This window comes from Gemmatimonadaceae bacterium (genome assembly GCA_016720905.1).
GTDB lineage: Bacteria > Gemmatimonadota > Gemmatimonadetes > Gemmatimonadales > Gemmatimonadaceae > Gemmatimonas.
In genome coordinates this window covers 376,161-392,170 of record JADKJT010000030.1, presented here as the reverse complement: position 1 = coordinate 392,170, position 16,010 = coordinate 376,161, and the positions used below count along the sequence as shown (strand labels likewise).

12 protein-coding genes are annotated in these 16,010 nt (G+C 63.9%); 9 read left to right on the top strand and 3 right to left on the bottom strand.

The annotated features are described in order from the left end of the window. The first annotated feature begins 16 nt into the window (after positions 1-16). On the top strand, positions 17-3,907 hold the full coding sequence (locus IPP90_20595; protein ID MBL0173045.1) for a DUF3047 domain-containing protein: 3,891 nt from the start codon (positions 17-19) through the stop codon (positions 3,905-3,907). A gap of 15 nt (positions 3,908-3,922) precedes the next feature. On the opposite strand, the gene IPP90_20590 is transcribed toward IPP90_20595, so the two are convergent. Continuing rightward, entirely contained in the window at positions 3,923-5,443 is a 1,521-nt protein-coding gene (locus IPP90_20590) for a CoA-acylating methylmalonate-semialdehyde dehydrogenase (GenBank protein ID MBL0173044.1), read from the bottom strand. A 151-nt stretch (positions 5,444-5,594) separates the two neighbouring features. On the opposite strand from IPP90_20590, the gene IPP90_20585 reads away from it, so the two are divergent. Together IPP90_20585 and IPP90_20580 are read left to right on the top strand one after the other, a co-directional pair. Continuing rightward, positions 5,595-8,270, top strand: a complete 2,676-nt coding sequence (locus tag IPP90_20585) for a PAS domain S-box protein (GenBank protein ID MBL0173043.1) — start codon at positions 5,595-5,597, stop codon at positions 8,268-8,270. Positions 8,271-8,276: 6 nt separating this feature from the next. Further along, positions 8,277-9,167, top strand: a complete 891-nt coding sequence (locus IPP90_20580) for an SDR family oxidoreductase (protein ID MBL0173042.1) — start codon at positions 8,277-8,279, stop codon at positions 9,165-9,167. Positions 9,168-9,171: 4 nt separating this feature from the next. Here IPP90_20580 and IPP90_20575 read toward each other — a convergent pair whose 3' ends face one another. Then, on the bottom strand, positions 9,172-9,819 hold the full coding sequence (locus tag IPP90_20575; GenBank protein ID MBL0173041.1) for a hypothetical protein: 648 nt from the start codon (positions 9,817-9,819) through the stop codon (positions 9,172-9,174). Positions 9,820-9,830: 11 nt separating this feature from the next. After that, positions 9,831-11,756: an amidohydrolase family protein gene (locus tag IPP90_20570; protein ID MBL0173040.1), complete on the bottom strand. Its 1,926-nt coding sequence runs from the start codon at positions 11,754-11,756 to the stop codon at positions 9,831-9,833. A gap of 119 nt (positions 11,757-11,875) precedes the next feature. On the opposite strand from IPP90_20570, the gene IPP90_20565 reads away from it, so the two are divergent. The 6 genes from IPP90_20565 to IPP90_20540 all read left to right on the top strand — a co-directional run bounded on the left by IPP90_20565 (position 11,876) and on the right by IPP90_20540 (position 15,980). Further along, on the top strand, positions 11,876-12,289 hold the full coding sequence (locus IPP90_20565; protein MBL0173039.1) for a hypothetical protein: 414 nt from the start codon (positions 11,876-11,878) through the stop codon (positions 12,287-12,289). 560 nt (positions 12,290-12,849) lie between these two features. Continuing rightward, positions 12,850-13,272 (top strand): copper resistance protein CopC, encoded by a 423-nt coding sequence (locus IPP90_20560; GenBank protein MBL0173038.1) that lies wholly within the window; start codon positions 12,850-12,852, stop codon positions 13,270-13,272. A 407-nt stretch (positions 13,273-13,679) separates the two neighbouring features. Further along, positions 13,680-14,531 carry a DJ-1/PfpI family protein gene (locus IPP90_20555; GenBank protein ID MBL0173037.1) on the top strand — a complete coding sequence of 284 codons (852 nt, stop codon included), beginning with the start codon at positions 13,680-13,682 and terminating at the stop codon, positions 14,529-14,531. Further along, positions 14,531-14,911, top strand: coding sequence for a cytochrome c (locus IPP90_20550; GenBank protein MBL0173036.1), 381 nt, complete (start codon positions 14,531-14,533; stop codon positions 14,909-14,911). The genes IPP90_20555 and IPP90_20550 overlap by 1 nt, the downstream gene beginning before the upstream one ends. Next, entirely contained in the window at positions 14,908-15,387 is a 480-nt protein-coding gene (locus tag IPP90_20545) for a copper chaperone PCu(A)C (protein MBL0173035.1), read from the top strand. The genes IPP90_20550 and IPP90_20545 overlap by 4 nt, the downstream gene beginning before the upstream one ends. Beyond that, positions 15,384-15,980 carry an SCO family protein gene (locus IPP90_20540; protein ID MBL0173034.1) on the top strand — a complete coding sequence of 199 codons (597 nt, stop codon included), beginning with the start codon at positions 15,384-15,386 and terminating at the stop codon, positions 15,978-15,980. The genes IPP90_20545 and IPP90_20540 overlap by 4 nt, the downstream gene beginning before the upstream one ends. The last annotated feature ends 30 nt before the right edge of the window (positions 15,981-16,010 follow it).

Here is a 16,010-nt window from a genome sequence, read left to right as displayed (position 1 = left end):
AGTGCATTATTCCCCGATGGCCGAACTGACCGCGCGCGACACACGATCACGGATCCCCCTTTGGTCGTGGCTGGTGTCGATCCTTGGCATCGCCCTGCTCCTGGGTAGTGCCCTGACGGCGCGCCAGCCCAGCACACGCCACGTAGCGACGGGGCGTCGGCAACTTTTTCTCGCGGTCGACGGGGTGGGATGGGAGGCGTTCTCGCGCGAAAAAGCGAATGGGCTGTTCAAGCGTTTTCGTCACGCCAGCCGCATGATTGCGCCGTATCCCACGATGAGCCACCCGTCGTGGACGGAGATCATCGGCACGCAGCGCGCCTTCGGCGAGCGCGGGCGTCTGCCCACTGTGGAGGCCCGCTGGTTCGACCTTGATGCCATGCGAGTGTTCGACGATCCGCGTCAGGTGATCGCCCGCCAGGCAAGCCCGTACAACTACATGCGCGCGTTCGACACCTTTTTCGATCCGCTCATCGAACCGCTGATGTATTTCCCCGGTCGTCGGCTGTTCGACCGCGAGTTGGAGGAGACCGAGCGCGCGATACTCGATGGGTTCACCGGTGAGCGCTTCAACGCGTACATCAGTGGCACCGATGCGATGGCACACACGCACAAGGACGACCTGCACGCCTTCCTTGGGCAGCTGGACGCGATGATCGAGCGTGTGGTTACCACGCTCGACGCCCGCGGCGACTCGGTTGACGTGTGGATGGTGTCCGACCACGGCAATGTCGGCGCGTTCGCCGAGGGCGAGGCCGAGTCGTATCTCACGCCGGTCTCGATGAACCCCGCCATTCGGCGCGCCGGCCTGGTGCGTCGCGATACCGGCACCGTGCTCGATTCCAACGACGTCTCGGTGGTCACCATTGCGTTGGCGTCGATGGTCAACCTGTACTTCCCCGATCTCTCGAAGCGGCGTCGCTTTGCCGACGAAGTGTTGCGCGAGCGCGGCGTCACGCTGGTCACGTGGATGGACGTCGCCGATGGCGAGCGCACAATCGTGGTGCGTGCGGCCGATGGTGGTGAAGCCGCCGTGCGTTGGCGCGTCGCTGGCGACGGGCGTTCGTGGGAATACACCTATCGGGCGCGCACCGGCAACCCGCTGGCGATACCGGACTCGCTCACGTCGCGCGAAACCGTTCGGTGGGTGCCGGACAGCGTTGCCCGGCATGCGTCGATTGACGGACCGTGGCCTGATGCGTTGCATCGCCTGGTGGCGACCGCCGAGAAGCGCGTGGAGAATGCGCCGGACCTGATTGTGAACCTGGCCGATGGATTTGCTCATGACGGTGACTTTGGTCGCACGGTTCGTATGGTCCGCACTCACGGCTCGATGTCCGCTCGTGCCACGTTCGGCATCGTGGCCAGTACGTCAACGCAGTTGCCGCACGATGTCCGCGCCGATGAAGTGATTGATGCCATGCGGGTGACCCCACGCCAACTGTTACGACAGGCGGACTGGCTCCATCCGCTCAATCCGGACTCCGTGGTGCGCGCGCAGGTACTCGCGTCCCCGCAGGTGGCGACCCGGCATGCCGATCACTCGGCGGATGCCGACTTCCTCCGGCGCGCCCGGCCGGTCGTGCAGTCCATTGGCTATTTCGACTGGACGCGTCTGCGCGGTTTGCAGGGGTTGGTGCCATCGTCGGCCGACTCGCCTGGCACATTGAACGCAGGCTTCGACTGGAAGGATGTGCAGAAGCGTCTGTCAAAGGTGGACGTGCTGCAGGGACTCGCGCGCGGCGTCGACACATTGCTTGCCCTGGCCGATTCACTTGATCCCGCCAAGCTCGATGATCGGCTGCGGACGGCCGCCGATCAGGTCCGTGGAATTCCTGAATTGATGCCGCTGGCGGGATTGTATGACGACTGGGATCGCCGACGGACGCGCGGTACGCAGTCGCTCAAGGCTGGTGGAGGTGCCGGAATACGCACGGCGGCCATGCTCTCGTGGACGCTGCCGTTCTTCCTGCAAGCCTCACTCGACTTCCCGGAAACCGACAGTGTTCTGGATTCCCGTGATCGGCCCTTTGCGCGCGACTGGCGCCGCGCGCAGGCGGCGCGGGTGCGTGCCGACCCGGAACGCCTGATGGGCCGCTCCCGCCTTGCCGCGACCCTATTCAGCCAAGTGTTCGCTGAGCGTAGTCTCTGGCAGCGCGTGGAGCCAGCGGCGATCCCGTTGTTGTACGATCCGGAGCTGTCCGGCATCACCGTTGTCCTGGTGCCCGGTATTTATGGCGAGCTCTTTGACGGGGAGATCTGGCAACGCGGATTGCACGCCGTGCGTGAGCGACTCGGCGTTCGCACCATGTCCGTCCGGGTTGATGGACGCTGCAGTTCGACCATCAACGCGTCCACGCTGCTGCGCGGGCTGCGTGACGACACGCGCCGGCGAATTGAGCGTGGGTACGCCCGTCCTCGGTACTTGCTGATCGGTTACTCCAAGGGCGGAGTTGACGCCACGGAGGCGCTGCTGGCCGACTCGGTATTTGCGCATCAGCAGGTGGCCGCACTGGTGACGATCGCCACGCCGCACCTTGGTTCGCCGGTGGCTGAGCGCGCGGAGTTGCCGGCATCATTGGTGCGCTGGGCGTCACGCGATACGATTCCCACCGCCTGTGCAACCGATGGTTCTGCACCATCACTCTACCCCGCCACGCGACGGGCTTTCTGGGGTGAATTCGGCGACCAGGTGGGTGAACGCACCCGCTTGTTTTCGCTGGCGCTCACCAGTGACGTGCATGACGCGCATCCGTGGATGAAACTGACCAAGCAGGTGGGGCAGTTTACGGAACCCAACGACGGCGTGGTGGCACTGAGCGCTTCGCGGTTCCCCGCCGACGTGCCGTCGGTCGACCTCGGGAGCGTTCGCGGTGATCACATTGCGGGCATCACCGCGTCCGCATTTCCACAGGAAGCATTTCTTGAATCGGTGGTCATCACACTGGGCGAATTGGGGGCGCTCGATTCGACCAGCGATGCGGCATGGGCTACGGCGCAGCGCGACTGGCGTCATTCCGCCGGTCGCCAACGCGCCGCCGCCACCATTGCGCCGCCGTTCGCCACGTCACTTCGCGCCCGCGCTCCACTTCCCGGAGGGTCGGCGGGCTGGACTCCACAGGCAACATTTCGTCTTCTGGAAGCCAGCAGTCAGCAGGATCGCGGCATTCGCACCATGATGCTCCAGTCGCACCCTGATGGGCTCATTTTGCACTGCGACCAGCGCGATCTCGGCGAGTTTCGACGCGAGTATGAGTTCATCTACGATGCCGGAAACGGCGGTCGCGAGGGCGACCTGCTGAATGGGTTTTCGATCGTCGCCGACAAAGGCGCGACGACAGGAAGGGCGTGTCATCTGGCGACGCAGGAAAGTGCAATCAAGATGACCACGGTCAGTCTGCGATTCCGGCCCGTGGAGTATCCGTCGCTGTCGATGCGCCTGCGCGTCCCGGTCAACGTGCGCGGCGTCGATCCGGGGGTGCGGCGCCGTGGCGCCAGCGACGCGGCGTTCAAGCTGTGGTTCGTGGTGGTGGACAAGCGACCTGGCGTCCCGAACGCCACGCGGCTCTTTGGTTACACCTGGAATGCGGCGGACCGTGACGGTCTGCGCCCCAAGGACGGCTCGTTTCTCGAAGCAGTATCGTCACGCCGCTCGCTGGTGGTGACGACACTCCCGGAAGCCTGGCTGGTCGCGATCGGCGCGGAGAAAACGGGGGACGCCTGGCAGCAGATCACGCGCGATCTGGCCGCCGACTTGCGCAAAGCCTATCCCAACGTCCCCACCGACGCGCTGGAGGTTGTGGGCATCACGATCCAATCGGACAGTGATGAGTCGAAGGGAAAGACTGAGGTCTATCTGGACGAAATTGCGTTTCGGCCGCGCGTCAGCACGTCCAAGGGATCGCCCTAGCGCATCACGGGCCCGTTACCGCCCCGTGGGCATGACGAAGTCGGCGCCGGCACCGATGCTTTCCGGCCAGCGCTGCATGATGGACTTCTGTCGGGTGTAGAAGCGGACGCCTTCCTCGCCATAGGCATGCATATCGCCAAACAGACTGCGTTTCCACCCGCCGAAGCCGTGCCACGCCATTGGCACGGGAATGGGGACATTGATGCCCACCATTCCCACTTCGATCCGGCGGGCGAACTCACGCGCGACATTGCCGTCGCGCGTATAGCAGGACACGCCGTTGCCATACTCATGGGCATTCACCAGTGCGATGGCCGAGGCCACATCAGGCACGCGGACGCAGCATAGCACCGGTCCGAAGATTTCCTCGCGGTAGATGCGCATGGAGGCGGTCACGTGGTCAAAGAGGGTGCCGCCGGTAAAGAATCCGCCCGGCCGACCTGACACGGTTGTGCCGCGTCCGTCCACCAGCAATGTGGCGCCCTCCTCCACACCGAGCGCGACGTACTGCTCAATCCGCTCAAGTGCTTCGCGTCGAACGATTGGACCCATTTCGGAACCGGCGTCCATACCGTCGCCAATCCGGAGCGCACGTACACGCTCAATCAGCTGCGGCACCACGACGTCGGCAATCTCCCCAACCAGCACCGCCACGCTAATGGCCATGCAACGCTCTCCGGCCGATCCGTAGGCAGCGCCCAGCAAGCCATCCACGACCAGCTGCACATCGGCATCCGGCGCCACCACCATGTGGTTCTTGGCGCCGCCCAGCGCCTGCACACGTTTTCCGTTGCGCGCACCGGTCTCGTAGATGTATCGCGCGATGGGGGTCGAACCGACGAAGCTGATGGCCTTCACATCGTCATGGGCAAGCAGGGCGTCGACCGCCACCTTGTCACCCTGCACCACATTGAACACCCCATCGGGCAGGCCCGCGTCCTTGAGCAGCCTGGCCAGCAACAGCGACGGCGATGGGTCGCGTTCGCTGGGCTTGAGCACGAAGGTGTTTCCGCAGGCCAACGCCACGGGAAACATCCACATCGGCACCATCACGGGGAAATTGAACGGCGTGATGCCGGCCACGACCCCGAGCGGTTGACGCGTGATCCAATTATCGACGCCACTGGATACCTGTTCGGTGTAGGCGCCCTTGAGCAGTTGCGGAATACCGCACGCGAATTCGACGATCTCGATGCCGCGCGTGACCTCGCCCTGCGCGTCGGCAAAGGTCTTTCCGTGTTCTGCGGTGATCATGGCCGCCAGGGCATCGCGATGCGAAATGAGCAGCGAGAGATAGTTGTTCAGAACACGCGCCCGACGCAGGGGCGGTGAGTCAGCCCACGCCGGAAGGGCCGCACGCGCGGCCGCGACCGCCGCCGCCACCGTCTGCGCCGTCCCGAGCGCCACATCCCGCGAAATGACGCCGGTGGACGGATTGTACACGGGAAGTCGCGGCGCGTCCGGCTCAACGACAACCTGGCCGTTGATGAAATGACCGACTGAAAACGAATCGGTGTACGGGATGGCAGAGCTCATGCAGGCGCTCCGAGCGACGAACGAGTGGCCAGATGCGTGCGGACAATCGCAACCTACTTCGGAAGTCCCCGCCCTGTCAGGCGGGTCGGCGGAATCCTTGCTCGTCGGACCGCTAGCCGCCCGGAGTGCACCGCCGTATCATCTGATTGAAATGACCGACCAGCCGCGGGCGGGAGACCATGAACAGTTTTACGACCTGCCGTTCATCGGAATGGCGGTCACGTCGCCGTCTTCCAAGCTCTGGCTGCAGGTCAACGAAACGTTGTGCGAGATCCTCGGCTATCCGCGCGAGGAATTGATCGCAAAGACGTGGGCCGAACTCACGCATCCGGACGATCTTTCGGCGGACCTGACGGAGTTTGACCGCGTCATGCGGGGTGAGAGCGAAGGCTACAAGCTGGAAAAGCGCTTCGTCCGCAAAGATGGTGCGGTCATTCCGGCGGCAATCGATGTGAAGTGCGAACGCGCACCGGATGGCCGCATTGAGCGCTTCTACGTCACCGTTGCCGACATCTCCCAACGCAGTGCCACCGAATCGGCGTTGCGCGCCAGCTCGGATCTGCTGGCCAATCTCGCCAGGCAGGTCCCTGGCGTCATCTATCAGTTTCGATTGTATCCGGACGGGCGGTCGTGCTTCCCGTTCGCCAGTGATGCCATCTGGGATATCTACGAGGTCACGCCGCAAGAAGTGCACGACGATGCCGCGGCGGTATTCGGTCGCCTGCACCCTGATGATCTGGATGCGGTATCCGCCTCCATCGCCCGATCATCGGAGACACTTGAACCGTGGAGCGCCGAGTACCGGGTTGTGCTTCCCCGGCAAGGCGTGAGATGGCGCAGTGGTCTCGCACGCCCTGAAAGACTCGCGGATGGCAGCACGCTGTGGCATGGCTTCATTACCGACATCACGGCACAGCGAAATGCGCAGGCGGCGCTGGCGGAAAGTGAGCAGCGCTATCGCGTACAGATCGAATCCGCGCCGGAAGCTATTGTCGTCTACGATATGGATTCCGGACGCTTCGCGGACGCCAACGACAATGCGACGAAACTGTTTGAGTGCGACCGCACCACGCTGCTCCAACTGAGTGTCAGCGATGTCAGCCCAGTGCGACAACCAGATGGACGCCTGTCCGTTGAACTCGCCATGCCCTTGATCGGACGGGCGCTGGCGGGCGAATCGCCGGTTTTCGAGTGGACGCATCGCACCGTGGCGGGTCGCGATTTCCCGACTGAGGTACGGCTGGTGCGTCTGCCGTCGGCATCGCACCGCCTGGTGCGCGGCAGCATCACCGATATTTCCGAACGAAAGCGCGCTGAGGAGGACCTGCGCATCAAGGATAAGGCGATTGCGACATCGCTGAACGCGATCGTCATCGCTGATGCGGAAGGCCGAGTGCGCTACGCCAATCCGGCCTTTCTGCAGATGTGGGGCTACGCCTCCGAATCGGAGATTGTCGGCCTGCACGCCACGGAGTTCGCCGAGCCCCAGGCCAGCGCGGCGGCGCTCGAATCTGTGGCCGCGACCGGTAGTTGGCAGGGCGAGTTGGTGGCGCGTCGGCAAGACGGGACGTCATTTGATATCGTGCTATCGGTAAGCGTCGTGCACGATACCGACGGGCGGGTCATGAACTTCATGGGCTCCATTGCCGACGTCACGGAGTCCAAGCGGCTGCAGGCGCAGTTGCATCAGTCGCAGAAGATGCAGTCAGTGGGACGGTTGGCCGGCGGCGTGGCGCACGACTTCAACAACCTGCTGACGGTGATGAAGGGCTATCTGGATCTCGCGCGAACCGAGGTGCCGACGCCGAGTGCGCTTGCCGAGGATCTCGCCGAAGTTGACCGCGCCGTGGACTCGGCGGCCAGTCTGACGCAGCAGTTGCTCGCGTTCTCACGAAAGCAGGTCATCAGTCCGCGTGTGCTCAGCCTCAACGAATCCGTGACGCGCATGCATGGGATGCTCAGTCGACTGCTCGGCGAGGATATCGAGCTCTTTCTGTCGACGTCGACCGATCTCGGACTGGTTCGATTCGATCCGAATCAGATTGAACAGTTGTTGATCAACCTGGCCGTGAACGCGCGCGACGCGATGCCAAATGGAGGTCGCCTGAGTCTGGAGACGGCGAATGTCCTGCTCGATGCCCGCTCCACCAGAATCCATCCAGACTCCCCCCCGGGCGAGTATGTGATGCTGACCGTGTCGGACACCGGCACGGGTATGAGTGCGGAGGTCCAGTCGCATCTGTTTGAGCCGTTCTACACGACGAAGGAACCGGGCCGCGGCACAGGCCTGGGACTCGCCATGGTGTACGGCGCGATCACGCAGAATGGCGGGCATATCGAAGTGGATTCCCAGCTGGGGCGTGGCACGCGTTTTCGGATCTGTCTCCCCCGCGTCCAGGACAGCGCGGCGCCGGACATATCGCCGACGACAACCAGGATTCCCCGGGGTTCGGAGACCGTGGTGGTGGTGGAGGACGAAGACTCGATTCGCGCTTTGGCCGTGCGCGTCCTGGTGGCTCAGGGCTATCGGGTCGAGGCGTTTCGATCTGGCATTCTGGCTCTTCGCGCAGTTGCCGAGAGGACCGTGTCGCCCGACCTAGTCCTCACCGACGTGATCATGCCGGACATGCATGGACGGGACTTGGCCAATCGACTGCGGGAACTGCGGCCCAGGCTACGCATCCTGTTTGCATCGGGGTATCCGGAGGACGTGATTGCGCATCACGGGGTACTCGATGACGACGTGGACTTCCTGCCGAAGCCGTATTCTATGGCCACCTTGGCACAGCGGGTCCGCGATGCGCTCGACCGCCCCCTTCCGACGTAGCGCCGTATGACCGACGCGTTGCGAGGCAAAGTCGTCTTGATTACCGGCCCGGCGCGCGGAATCGGCGCCGCCACCGCGCGCGAGTTGGCGTCACGGGGGGCCACGCTGTCTCTCGTGGGCATGGAGCCCGAGTTGCTGCAGGCGCTCGCCCACGAACTGGGTGGGGCGCATGTGTGGCATGCGTGTGACGTGACGGATCAAGCCGCGGTCGATGACGCCGTGCGCGAGACGGTCGACGCATTGGGCGGTATCGACGTGGTCGTGGCGAACGCCGGTATCGCCACGAACGGCACCCTGCTCTCCACCGATATCGAATCACTGATTCGCGTGATCGACGTGAACCTTGGCGGCGTATTCCGCATTGTAAAGGCGTCCCTGCCCTCCGTGATCGAGCGACGTGGCTATCTGTTGCTGGTCTCCTCGGCGGCGGCGTTCAGCGCCATGCCGGGCCTCTCCGCGTATGGCGCGGCCAAGGCCGGCGTGGAGCAGTTGGCCAACGTCTTGCGGCTTGAACTGGCGGTGCATGGCGTGGATGTGGGGTCGGCACACATGTCGTGGGTGGACACCGACCTGGTGCGCGATATTCAGGCGGACGTCGCGGCGTTTACACGCACCATCAGCAGGCTACCGGGCCCGTTCGGGACAATTACGCCAGTCGGAGATTGCGCCGCCGCATTCGTTCGCGCCATCGAGGCACGGTCACGAAAGGTGTTCGTGCCGACGTCGTTGGGCCGGATGTCGGCGCTCCGGCAGGTGCTGGGCAGCGCCATGGTCCAACGCGGTCTGCGCGCGACGCTGGCGCCCATTATCCAGGAGTCCGAACGCGAGGCCACAGAGACGGCCCGCGCCTTCGGCGTGCACAGTGTCGGGATGGGGAAGAACGCACCGGCTCCGTAACCGGTTAGCGCGACGGCTTGGTGGTGTTGGGCTTCACAGCTGGTTTCGCTTTCAGTTTTACTGGCTCCGCAAGGTTGGGATCCAGCTCAAACGCAGCGACAGGGGTTTTCCGTTTGGTCGTCGAGTCGCTGTACATCGCTCCGCTGTCGCCACTCAACAGGTTGCGCGCGAGATCGAACACAATCCGTTCGCTTTCCAGTCGCTTTCCGTCTTTGCGGGTTACCACCACGTGGCCGCGCGCTTCGAAACGGCCTTTGCGCAGCAAATACGTGCCGGTGTTGGCGGTGATCACGGCGCCCTTCACACCCAGCGCGTTCACCAGGGTCACCGACGGACTCCGTAGCTCCAGTCGAGTGCCGTCCTCGAAGGCCAGCCCCCGAGTGGCGAGCAGCAGGCCGCGAGTCACACTCGCGTCGGTGAGCACGGCTCGCACGCCGTACATGACCTGATCGGCGGAGTCCGCTTGAAGATCTGGCGCCTCTTTGACAGCAACAGGGGCCTTGGCGGCGGTGACCACCGGCACTGCGCTCGCGCCGCTAGCGGATGGCTTCGCTGGCCCCGTGCCCTGCGCTGGCGCTCTCGACGTCCTGCCACATTTCGCGCCGAGCAACAGCAGCGCGGCACCGACCAGCAGCGGCATTCGCTTAGGCACACTGGTGTGCACTACTGGCCTCGCGTGCCGAGGGCCTGCTGCAACGTCGCCGTGTTGTACAGGCGTCCGCCCCGGATCACGTGTTCGACTTTGCGCACATCGCTGATGCGCTCCTGTGGCTTCCCGTTCACGATGAACAAATCGGCGACCTTGCCTACCGACACACTGCCGTAGTCTTTCTCGTCGTTCATCACGCGCGCTGACACAATCGTGGCCATCTGCAGGACGCTCGCGGCGGGAATGCCCACTTTCTCATACATCTCCAGTTCGGTATCGAAAGACGTGCTGCCGAACGCGTCAGTGCCCGGCACCAATGTTACGCCGGCATCATACAAACGTTTCAGCAAGCGCAGGTAGTTGGCGTCGGCTTTCGCCACATCGGCGGACACGCCGGCGCCCACTGACTGCGCAATGCCGGTGCCGGCGCTTTGCACCCACACGGCAAACGTGCCATCAATGACTGTGCCTTTGGCCTTGAGCAGTGTGATGAGGTCGGTCATTGGCTTGCCGTCGACATCGATATTGGCCGCCACTGCCGATGCCACGGCGGAATACGCGCGCATGGCGGGGACGTACAGCGAATCCTGATAGAACGTGGAGAACAGAAAGGCGGCGTGATTGACTTCGTCAAATCCAAGCCGGATGGCCGCTTCCACGGTGAGTCCGCGGGGAATGTGCCCGCTCAAACGCATGCCCCGCGCGTGCGCCTCAGCGGCAATGGTGGGCACCAGATCGGGATGCAGTACGTTGTACAGCTTGATCTGCTTGTAACCCAGCGAGTCGTAGCGGGCCACCCACGCGCGTGCCTCAGCTTCGGTACTCACCAAGGTGGCGCTCGGCCCCGCCCATTTGAGCGGACCCTCCATGAATCCGGCCAGGACGGCGCGCGGTGCCGCAATGCGACCGGCCTGGGCGCGATCGCGCTGCGAAACGGCCACGTCGAGATCGGCCGCCAGGTCGCGCACGGTGGTAATGCCCGTCATCAGTTGCATCAGGCTGCCGGAGTTCTGGCTGGTGAGCTGCAGGTGACCATGCATGTCCCACATGCCGGGCAAGATAGTCTTGCCCGTGGCATCGATGACGGTGGCGCCGGCAGGGGTTGGTGTCGTGTCGTCGGGCCCCACGGCGACTATGCGATCTCCGCGCACAATGACCGTGGTGCGCGGACGCATGGTGCCTGTTTCGCTGTCGAACAAGTCGCCATTCCTGATGGCAATGGCAGAGCCGGCACGCGTCATCACGCGCGCATTGAGGGACTCGGCCTGCGCGTCGCGGTACTGCATCTCCACACGACGCAATTGCGGCAAAGCGGATAGCGCGCCCGGCTTGACGGTCATGAACCAGCCTACGTCGGTCACGAACAAGTCGTCGTGTGCATCCAGCCAGAGCACCTGTGGCGTGGTGGATGTGCCTCGGTAAATGGCCACCAGGCGCACGATCTGTGCCCCGCGCGTCGCGCGCACAGTGACGGTGCGCAGAATCTCCAGCCGCGACGAATCCCCATTCGCGAGGCGCATCGTGTGCGTCCGGGCGCTCAGCAACTGTTTCGCCAGCAGGACCTGGTCATATGGCGTCGCGCTCACGCCATAGTAGGTGTCCGCTCTGCGCACTTCCGTTGAGGTAGCGGCCGGCGTCCATCGGCGCACCGAGTCACCGGCCATCTCCAGGCGCATGGACGGTTCGCCCAGACGATCGTCGGCCAGCACGGGTCGAATTTCGGTGCTGACGATGCGGCCCTGCCGAGTGAGGTAGCGGACAAACGTGCGCGTGCCGCGATTGCGGTCGGTGAACACGTAACGCACCGTGACCGTATCGCCACTTCGGCGGACCGTCATCGAGCCGGCGGTTCGGTCGTGGTTGATGACCGGGTAGACGATGCTGTCGGGGGTGGGGACGGCAGCGGCAACGGCGGCAGCAAAGAGAGTGGCGGATAGCATCTGCTCAATTTGGGGCACGGAGCTGCCGGATGCGTAGCGGTCAAGGGCCGTCCTTGACACCGGTGTGCGGCGCAAGGTAGGCTACCGGTGGCATGAAGCGATTGCGCGGGTCCCGGCTGATGAACGCTCTGGCGGCGCTGGTATGGTGCGGCATTGTCGCCGCCCGACCGGTTGCCATGCCGTGCCCAATGGGCGGGCACGGTGCGGCGCATCAGGCTGTGCAGGGCGGAGTTTCGACCGCGGCGCACGTGATGCACGGGCAGCAGGCGGACATGGCGCACGAAGGGATGGGGACTCCCGATGCCGCGCCGGCCGTTCCGGGCAATCCTGACAATCCGCGTCATACTTGTGACTGCCTTGCCCATTGCTGCGCAAGCGTCGCGGCACTGCCGGGAGTCGTCGCGCCTTTGGTGGCGATCGTGGAGGCGGCCGCCGAGCCGTCCAATCCTCAGGCGCAGACGAGCTACGTGTCTGTTCGGGGCGACTTCGTTCTGCCGTTCGCCATCGCACCTCCGGTCAGCGCGCGCACCTGACCCTGCCGACCTCACGGTCGGCCCCACAATCCAGCCGCTGAAATTCGCGCACTTCGTGCGTGCGTCTTGCCTTTGCGCTGCTCGCGCTCTGGGCGGACAGCACGGTTGTGACGCGTTGTGTGCGGTGTCTGGTGTGGAGATCCCCCTTTTCGTCATTCGGATGCTGCAGCAACCGGCGCCTGTTTGCCTCCAGTCGGTTGTGTCTCCATTGCGTCGGGCCTGACGCAATGGAGGCGATTCGAAAGCCAACCCGGACCACCTAATGTCACCACTCCTCATGACTCATCCATCGCCGCGCCGCCGTGCGCGTATTTTGTCCCTCGCCTTCCCCGCCCTGCTCGTCTCGTCGCTGTCGGCGGCGATCGCCACCACCGCAACGGCGACGCCCGCCCTGGTGGCACGCGCTGATTCCCTGGTGCCAATCACCGTGCGATTCCGCGCCATGGTTGACTCGGCGGTGTTCCGTTGCGGTACGCGGTACGCGGGCGTCGGAACCTCGCGCGCCTCGGTGGTCGCCAGCGATTTCCGCTTCTATGTGCATGACGTCCCTGGACGACCAAATGATGACACGCGTACTGACCAACCTCCGCGCCCGCGCGCACTCCCGTACGAGCGTGGTACTGGTGGCTCTCATGGTCATGCTCTCGTTCGCGGCCACCCCAGGCGCCGCGATGCGACACCTCAAGTTGCTCAAATCTTCGCCGAGCGCCGACACAACGCTGACGACATCGCCTGACGCGATTCGTCTTTGGCTCTCCGAAGCGGTTGAACTTCCCGCCACGAAGATCCAGCTCGAAACCGCGGCCGGCATGACCGTAACGCTTGCGGCGCTAACGAGCGCAGCCACGAAGAACGCGCCGGTGGTGGCAGCGATTCCAACGCCACTCGCACCGGGTGCATACAAGGTGACATGGAAGGCGATGTCCAAGGATGGTCATGTTGTGAACGGAGTATTTGGCTTCACCGTTGGCACCAAGCCATGAGGACCTGCATCGGCACCGTGTTCGCCTTGGCGTTCACCGCGTCGGCCTTCCCGAATTGCCTTGCCGCACAGACGCCCACGCCAATCGTGGTCGACTATGATTTGGCGATGAAGGGGCTGGGTTTTGCGCCCAATACCACTGACGCCAATCTCGACGTCACCAGCAAGGGGAACGGCGTGCTGGACGCGGACGAAATGGCGTTGGTGTCGGCCATTCTCGCCAACCCATCAGTCGATCTCAGCTCGTCGGGCGGGGTGAGTTTTCGTGCGGTTCGCGCCGCGTTCCTGCAGGCGCAGGCCTCGGCGACGGTGGACTTCAAACAACTCGTTGGTACCTATCCAACTGCCGTCACGGTGGCGGCGGGCTACAGCATGCTGGGCAAAGGCTCGTTTGCCGCCTACAACGAAATGTCCACCACGTTCGGCGCGCCACTCAAGGGCGATTATGCACTGGCGTTGGCACTGACGCGCTTCCTCGCCTTTGATGGCGATGCGGACGGGGATGGCGTTTCCAACGTTACCGAGTATCTGGCGCACAAGAGCGAAGGACGTGCGGGCTACGTCCGCGCGGCACTCGATCCGCGGGTGAAATCCTCTGTTGCGATCGCGAGCCTGGCTTCGGTGTCGTCATCCGCGCCGGCCAAGAAGACTCTGGGCATTGTGTTGTATCCCGGTTTCGAAGTGCTCGATGTGTTCGGTCCGGTGGAGATGTGGTCGTACGTGTCGGAGTTCAAGGTGGTGATGATCGCACAGACGGCGGGCCCGGTGCGTTCGGCGCAGGGAGTCTCAACGGTGGCCGACTTTTCGTTCGAAACGGCTCCTCCCCTCGACATCATGATGGTGCCGGGCGGAATTGGCACGCGAACGGAGTTGCAGAATCCCGTGTTTCTCGACTACCTGCGCGCGCAGCACAAGCGCACGGAGATCACCACCTCCGTGTGCACCGGTTCGGCACTGTTGGCCAAAGCCGGCATCTTGAAAGGCCACAAAGCCACCTCCAACAAGGCGTACTTCTCGATGGCGGTGGATGAGGATCCGGACGTCGATTGGATTGTGAAAGCGCGTTGGGTGGATGACGGGAAGCTCCTGACGTCGTCCGGTGTATCCGCCGGCACCGACATGGCCCTGGGCCTGGTGGCCAAACTGTACGGCAAGGATCGCGCTCGGCTGCTGGCCCGGAGCCTGGAGTACGAATGGCACGAGGATGCCGGCGTCGATCCGTTCGCGTTGACGCAAGTGCCCAAGGCCGTCAGGAAGTGATGACGCGTCTCACGCCTTCGGGATGGTGGCTGGCCACCGCGCTGGGCCTGTTCGCCTGCGCACCACCGGAGTCGTCCACGGTGGCGATGGGCCGCGAGCTGTACACGGGCAATGGGTGCGTCAGCTGCCACGGACTGAACGGACACGGCGACGGCCCCATCGGCAAGACGCTCAGTCCACCACCGCGGGATTTCCGAAACGCTGCCGCCTTCAAGAATGGCACGGACGTCAGCGCCATCGCCGAAACGATTCTCCGCGGCGTGGGCGACGCCACACAGATGCCGGCCTTTGGGCATCTCAGCGCACGTGAGCGTCAATCGCTCGCGCTCTATGTCATATCCGTTCGCGATTCAACACCATCAACCAACAGAATTCCATGACCAATACCAACCGATCCATCCATCTCCGGTTCACTGTCGCCATCGTCGCGGCAGCGTTGTGCCTTCCTGCCGTCTTCGGCGGCGCGCTGCATGCGCAGACTGCGCCTGTGACCGTGCGCGATGCGTGGGTGCGCGAGCCGGCCGCGAGTCGCAAGACGACGGCGGCGTTTCTCGTGATCGAGAACGCTGGCACGACGAAACGCGCCATCGTCAGCGCATCCAGTGACGCCGCCGAGACGGTGGAACTGCACGAGATGGTTCGCGACGGCGCCATGATGAAGATGTCGCCCGTCAAGACCATCGACGTGCCGGCCAATGGCAAGACGGAGCTCAAGCCGGGTGGTCTGCACATCATGATGTTCGGCCTCAAGAAGCAGCCCGTGGCCGGTGACACCCTGCGAATCACGCTGACGCTCGACGATGGCACCAAGACCATCGTCGCCGCGCCGGTTCGCAAGATGGAGGGGATGAAGTGAGTCTCGCGAGGCGAATCACGTCGGTCATGCTCTCGGGGCTCGTCGCCGCAACGGCGGTCTCATGCACGGCCAAATCGGTGGGCGATGCGCTGCCCGTGCTGTCTATCGGCGGCGACTTTGCGCTGACCGATCACAACAAGGAGCACTTCGAACTGTCCACGCTGCGGGGCAAGGTGGTTCTGGTGTTCTTTGGCTACAGCATGTGCCCCGACTTCTGCCCGATCACGCTGTCGAAGCTCTCGACGGTGTCGAACCGATTGGGTGACGATCGCTCACAGATCAAGACGCTATACATCTCGGTCGATCCTGAGCGCGACACCCCAGAGGTGCTGAAGGAAGACCTGAAGAGCTTCAAACTGGATGCGCTGGGCCTCACGGGTACCAAAGCGGAGATCGACACGGTGGTTGCGTTGTTTGGCGCCAGCTACGAGATCGTGCCAACGCCCACGTCGGTGGCCAAGTACACGGTATCGCACTCCACCTCGCTGTACGTGCTGGACAAGCAGGGGCGCGTGCGACTGGAGTTGCCGTACGAGGCAACGGTGGAGGAGATCCTGAAGGGGATCCGGGCCGTCCTTGGGGAGGGATCGTAGGCGCCCGGTCCCTGTCGAAGGAACGGGGGC

Bases quoted from the DNA above. Each gene is read 5' to 3' on its own strand.
- IPP90_20570 (MBL0173040.1), bottom strand. From the start codon at position 11,756: ATGCTATCCGCCACTCTCTTTGCTGCCGCCGTTGCCGCTGCCGTCCCC.
- IPP90_20595 (MBL0173045.1), top strand. From the start codon at position 17: ATGGCCGAACTGACCGCGCGCGACACACGATCACGGATCCCCCTTTGG.
- IPP90_20565 (MBL0173039.1), top strand. From the start codon at position 11,876: ATGAACGCTCTGGCGGCGCTGGTATGGTGCGGCATTGTCGCCGCCCGA.
- IPP90_20545 (MBL0173035.1), top strand. From the start codon at position 14,908: ATGACCAATACCAACCGATCCATCCATCTCCGGTTCACTGTCGCCATC.
- IPP90_20560 (MBL0173038.1), top strand. From the start codon at position 12,850: ATGATGACACGCGTACTGACCAACCTCCGCGCCCGCGCGCACTCCCGT.
- IPP90_20580 (MBL0173042.1), top strand. From the start codon at position 8,277: ATGACCGACGCGTTGCGAGGCAAAGTCGTCTTGATTACCGGCCCGGCG.
- IPP90_20585 (MBL0173043.1), top strand. From the start codon at position 5,595: ATGACCGACCAGCCGCGGGCGGGAGACCATGAACAGTTTTACGACCTG.
- IPP90_20590 (MBL0173044.1), bottom strand. From the start codon at position 5,443: ATGAGCTCTGCCATCCCGTACACCGATTCGTTTTCAGTCGGTCATTTC.
- IPP90_20555 (MBL0173037.1), top strand. From the start codon at position 13,680: ATGTCCACCACGTTCGGCGCGCCACTCAAGGGCGATTATGCACTGGCG.
- IPP90_20550 (MBL0173036.1), top strand. From the start codon at position 14,531: ATGACGCGTCTCACGCCTTCGGGATGGTGGCTGGCCACCGCGCTGGGC.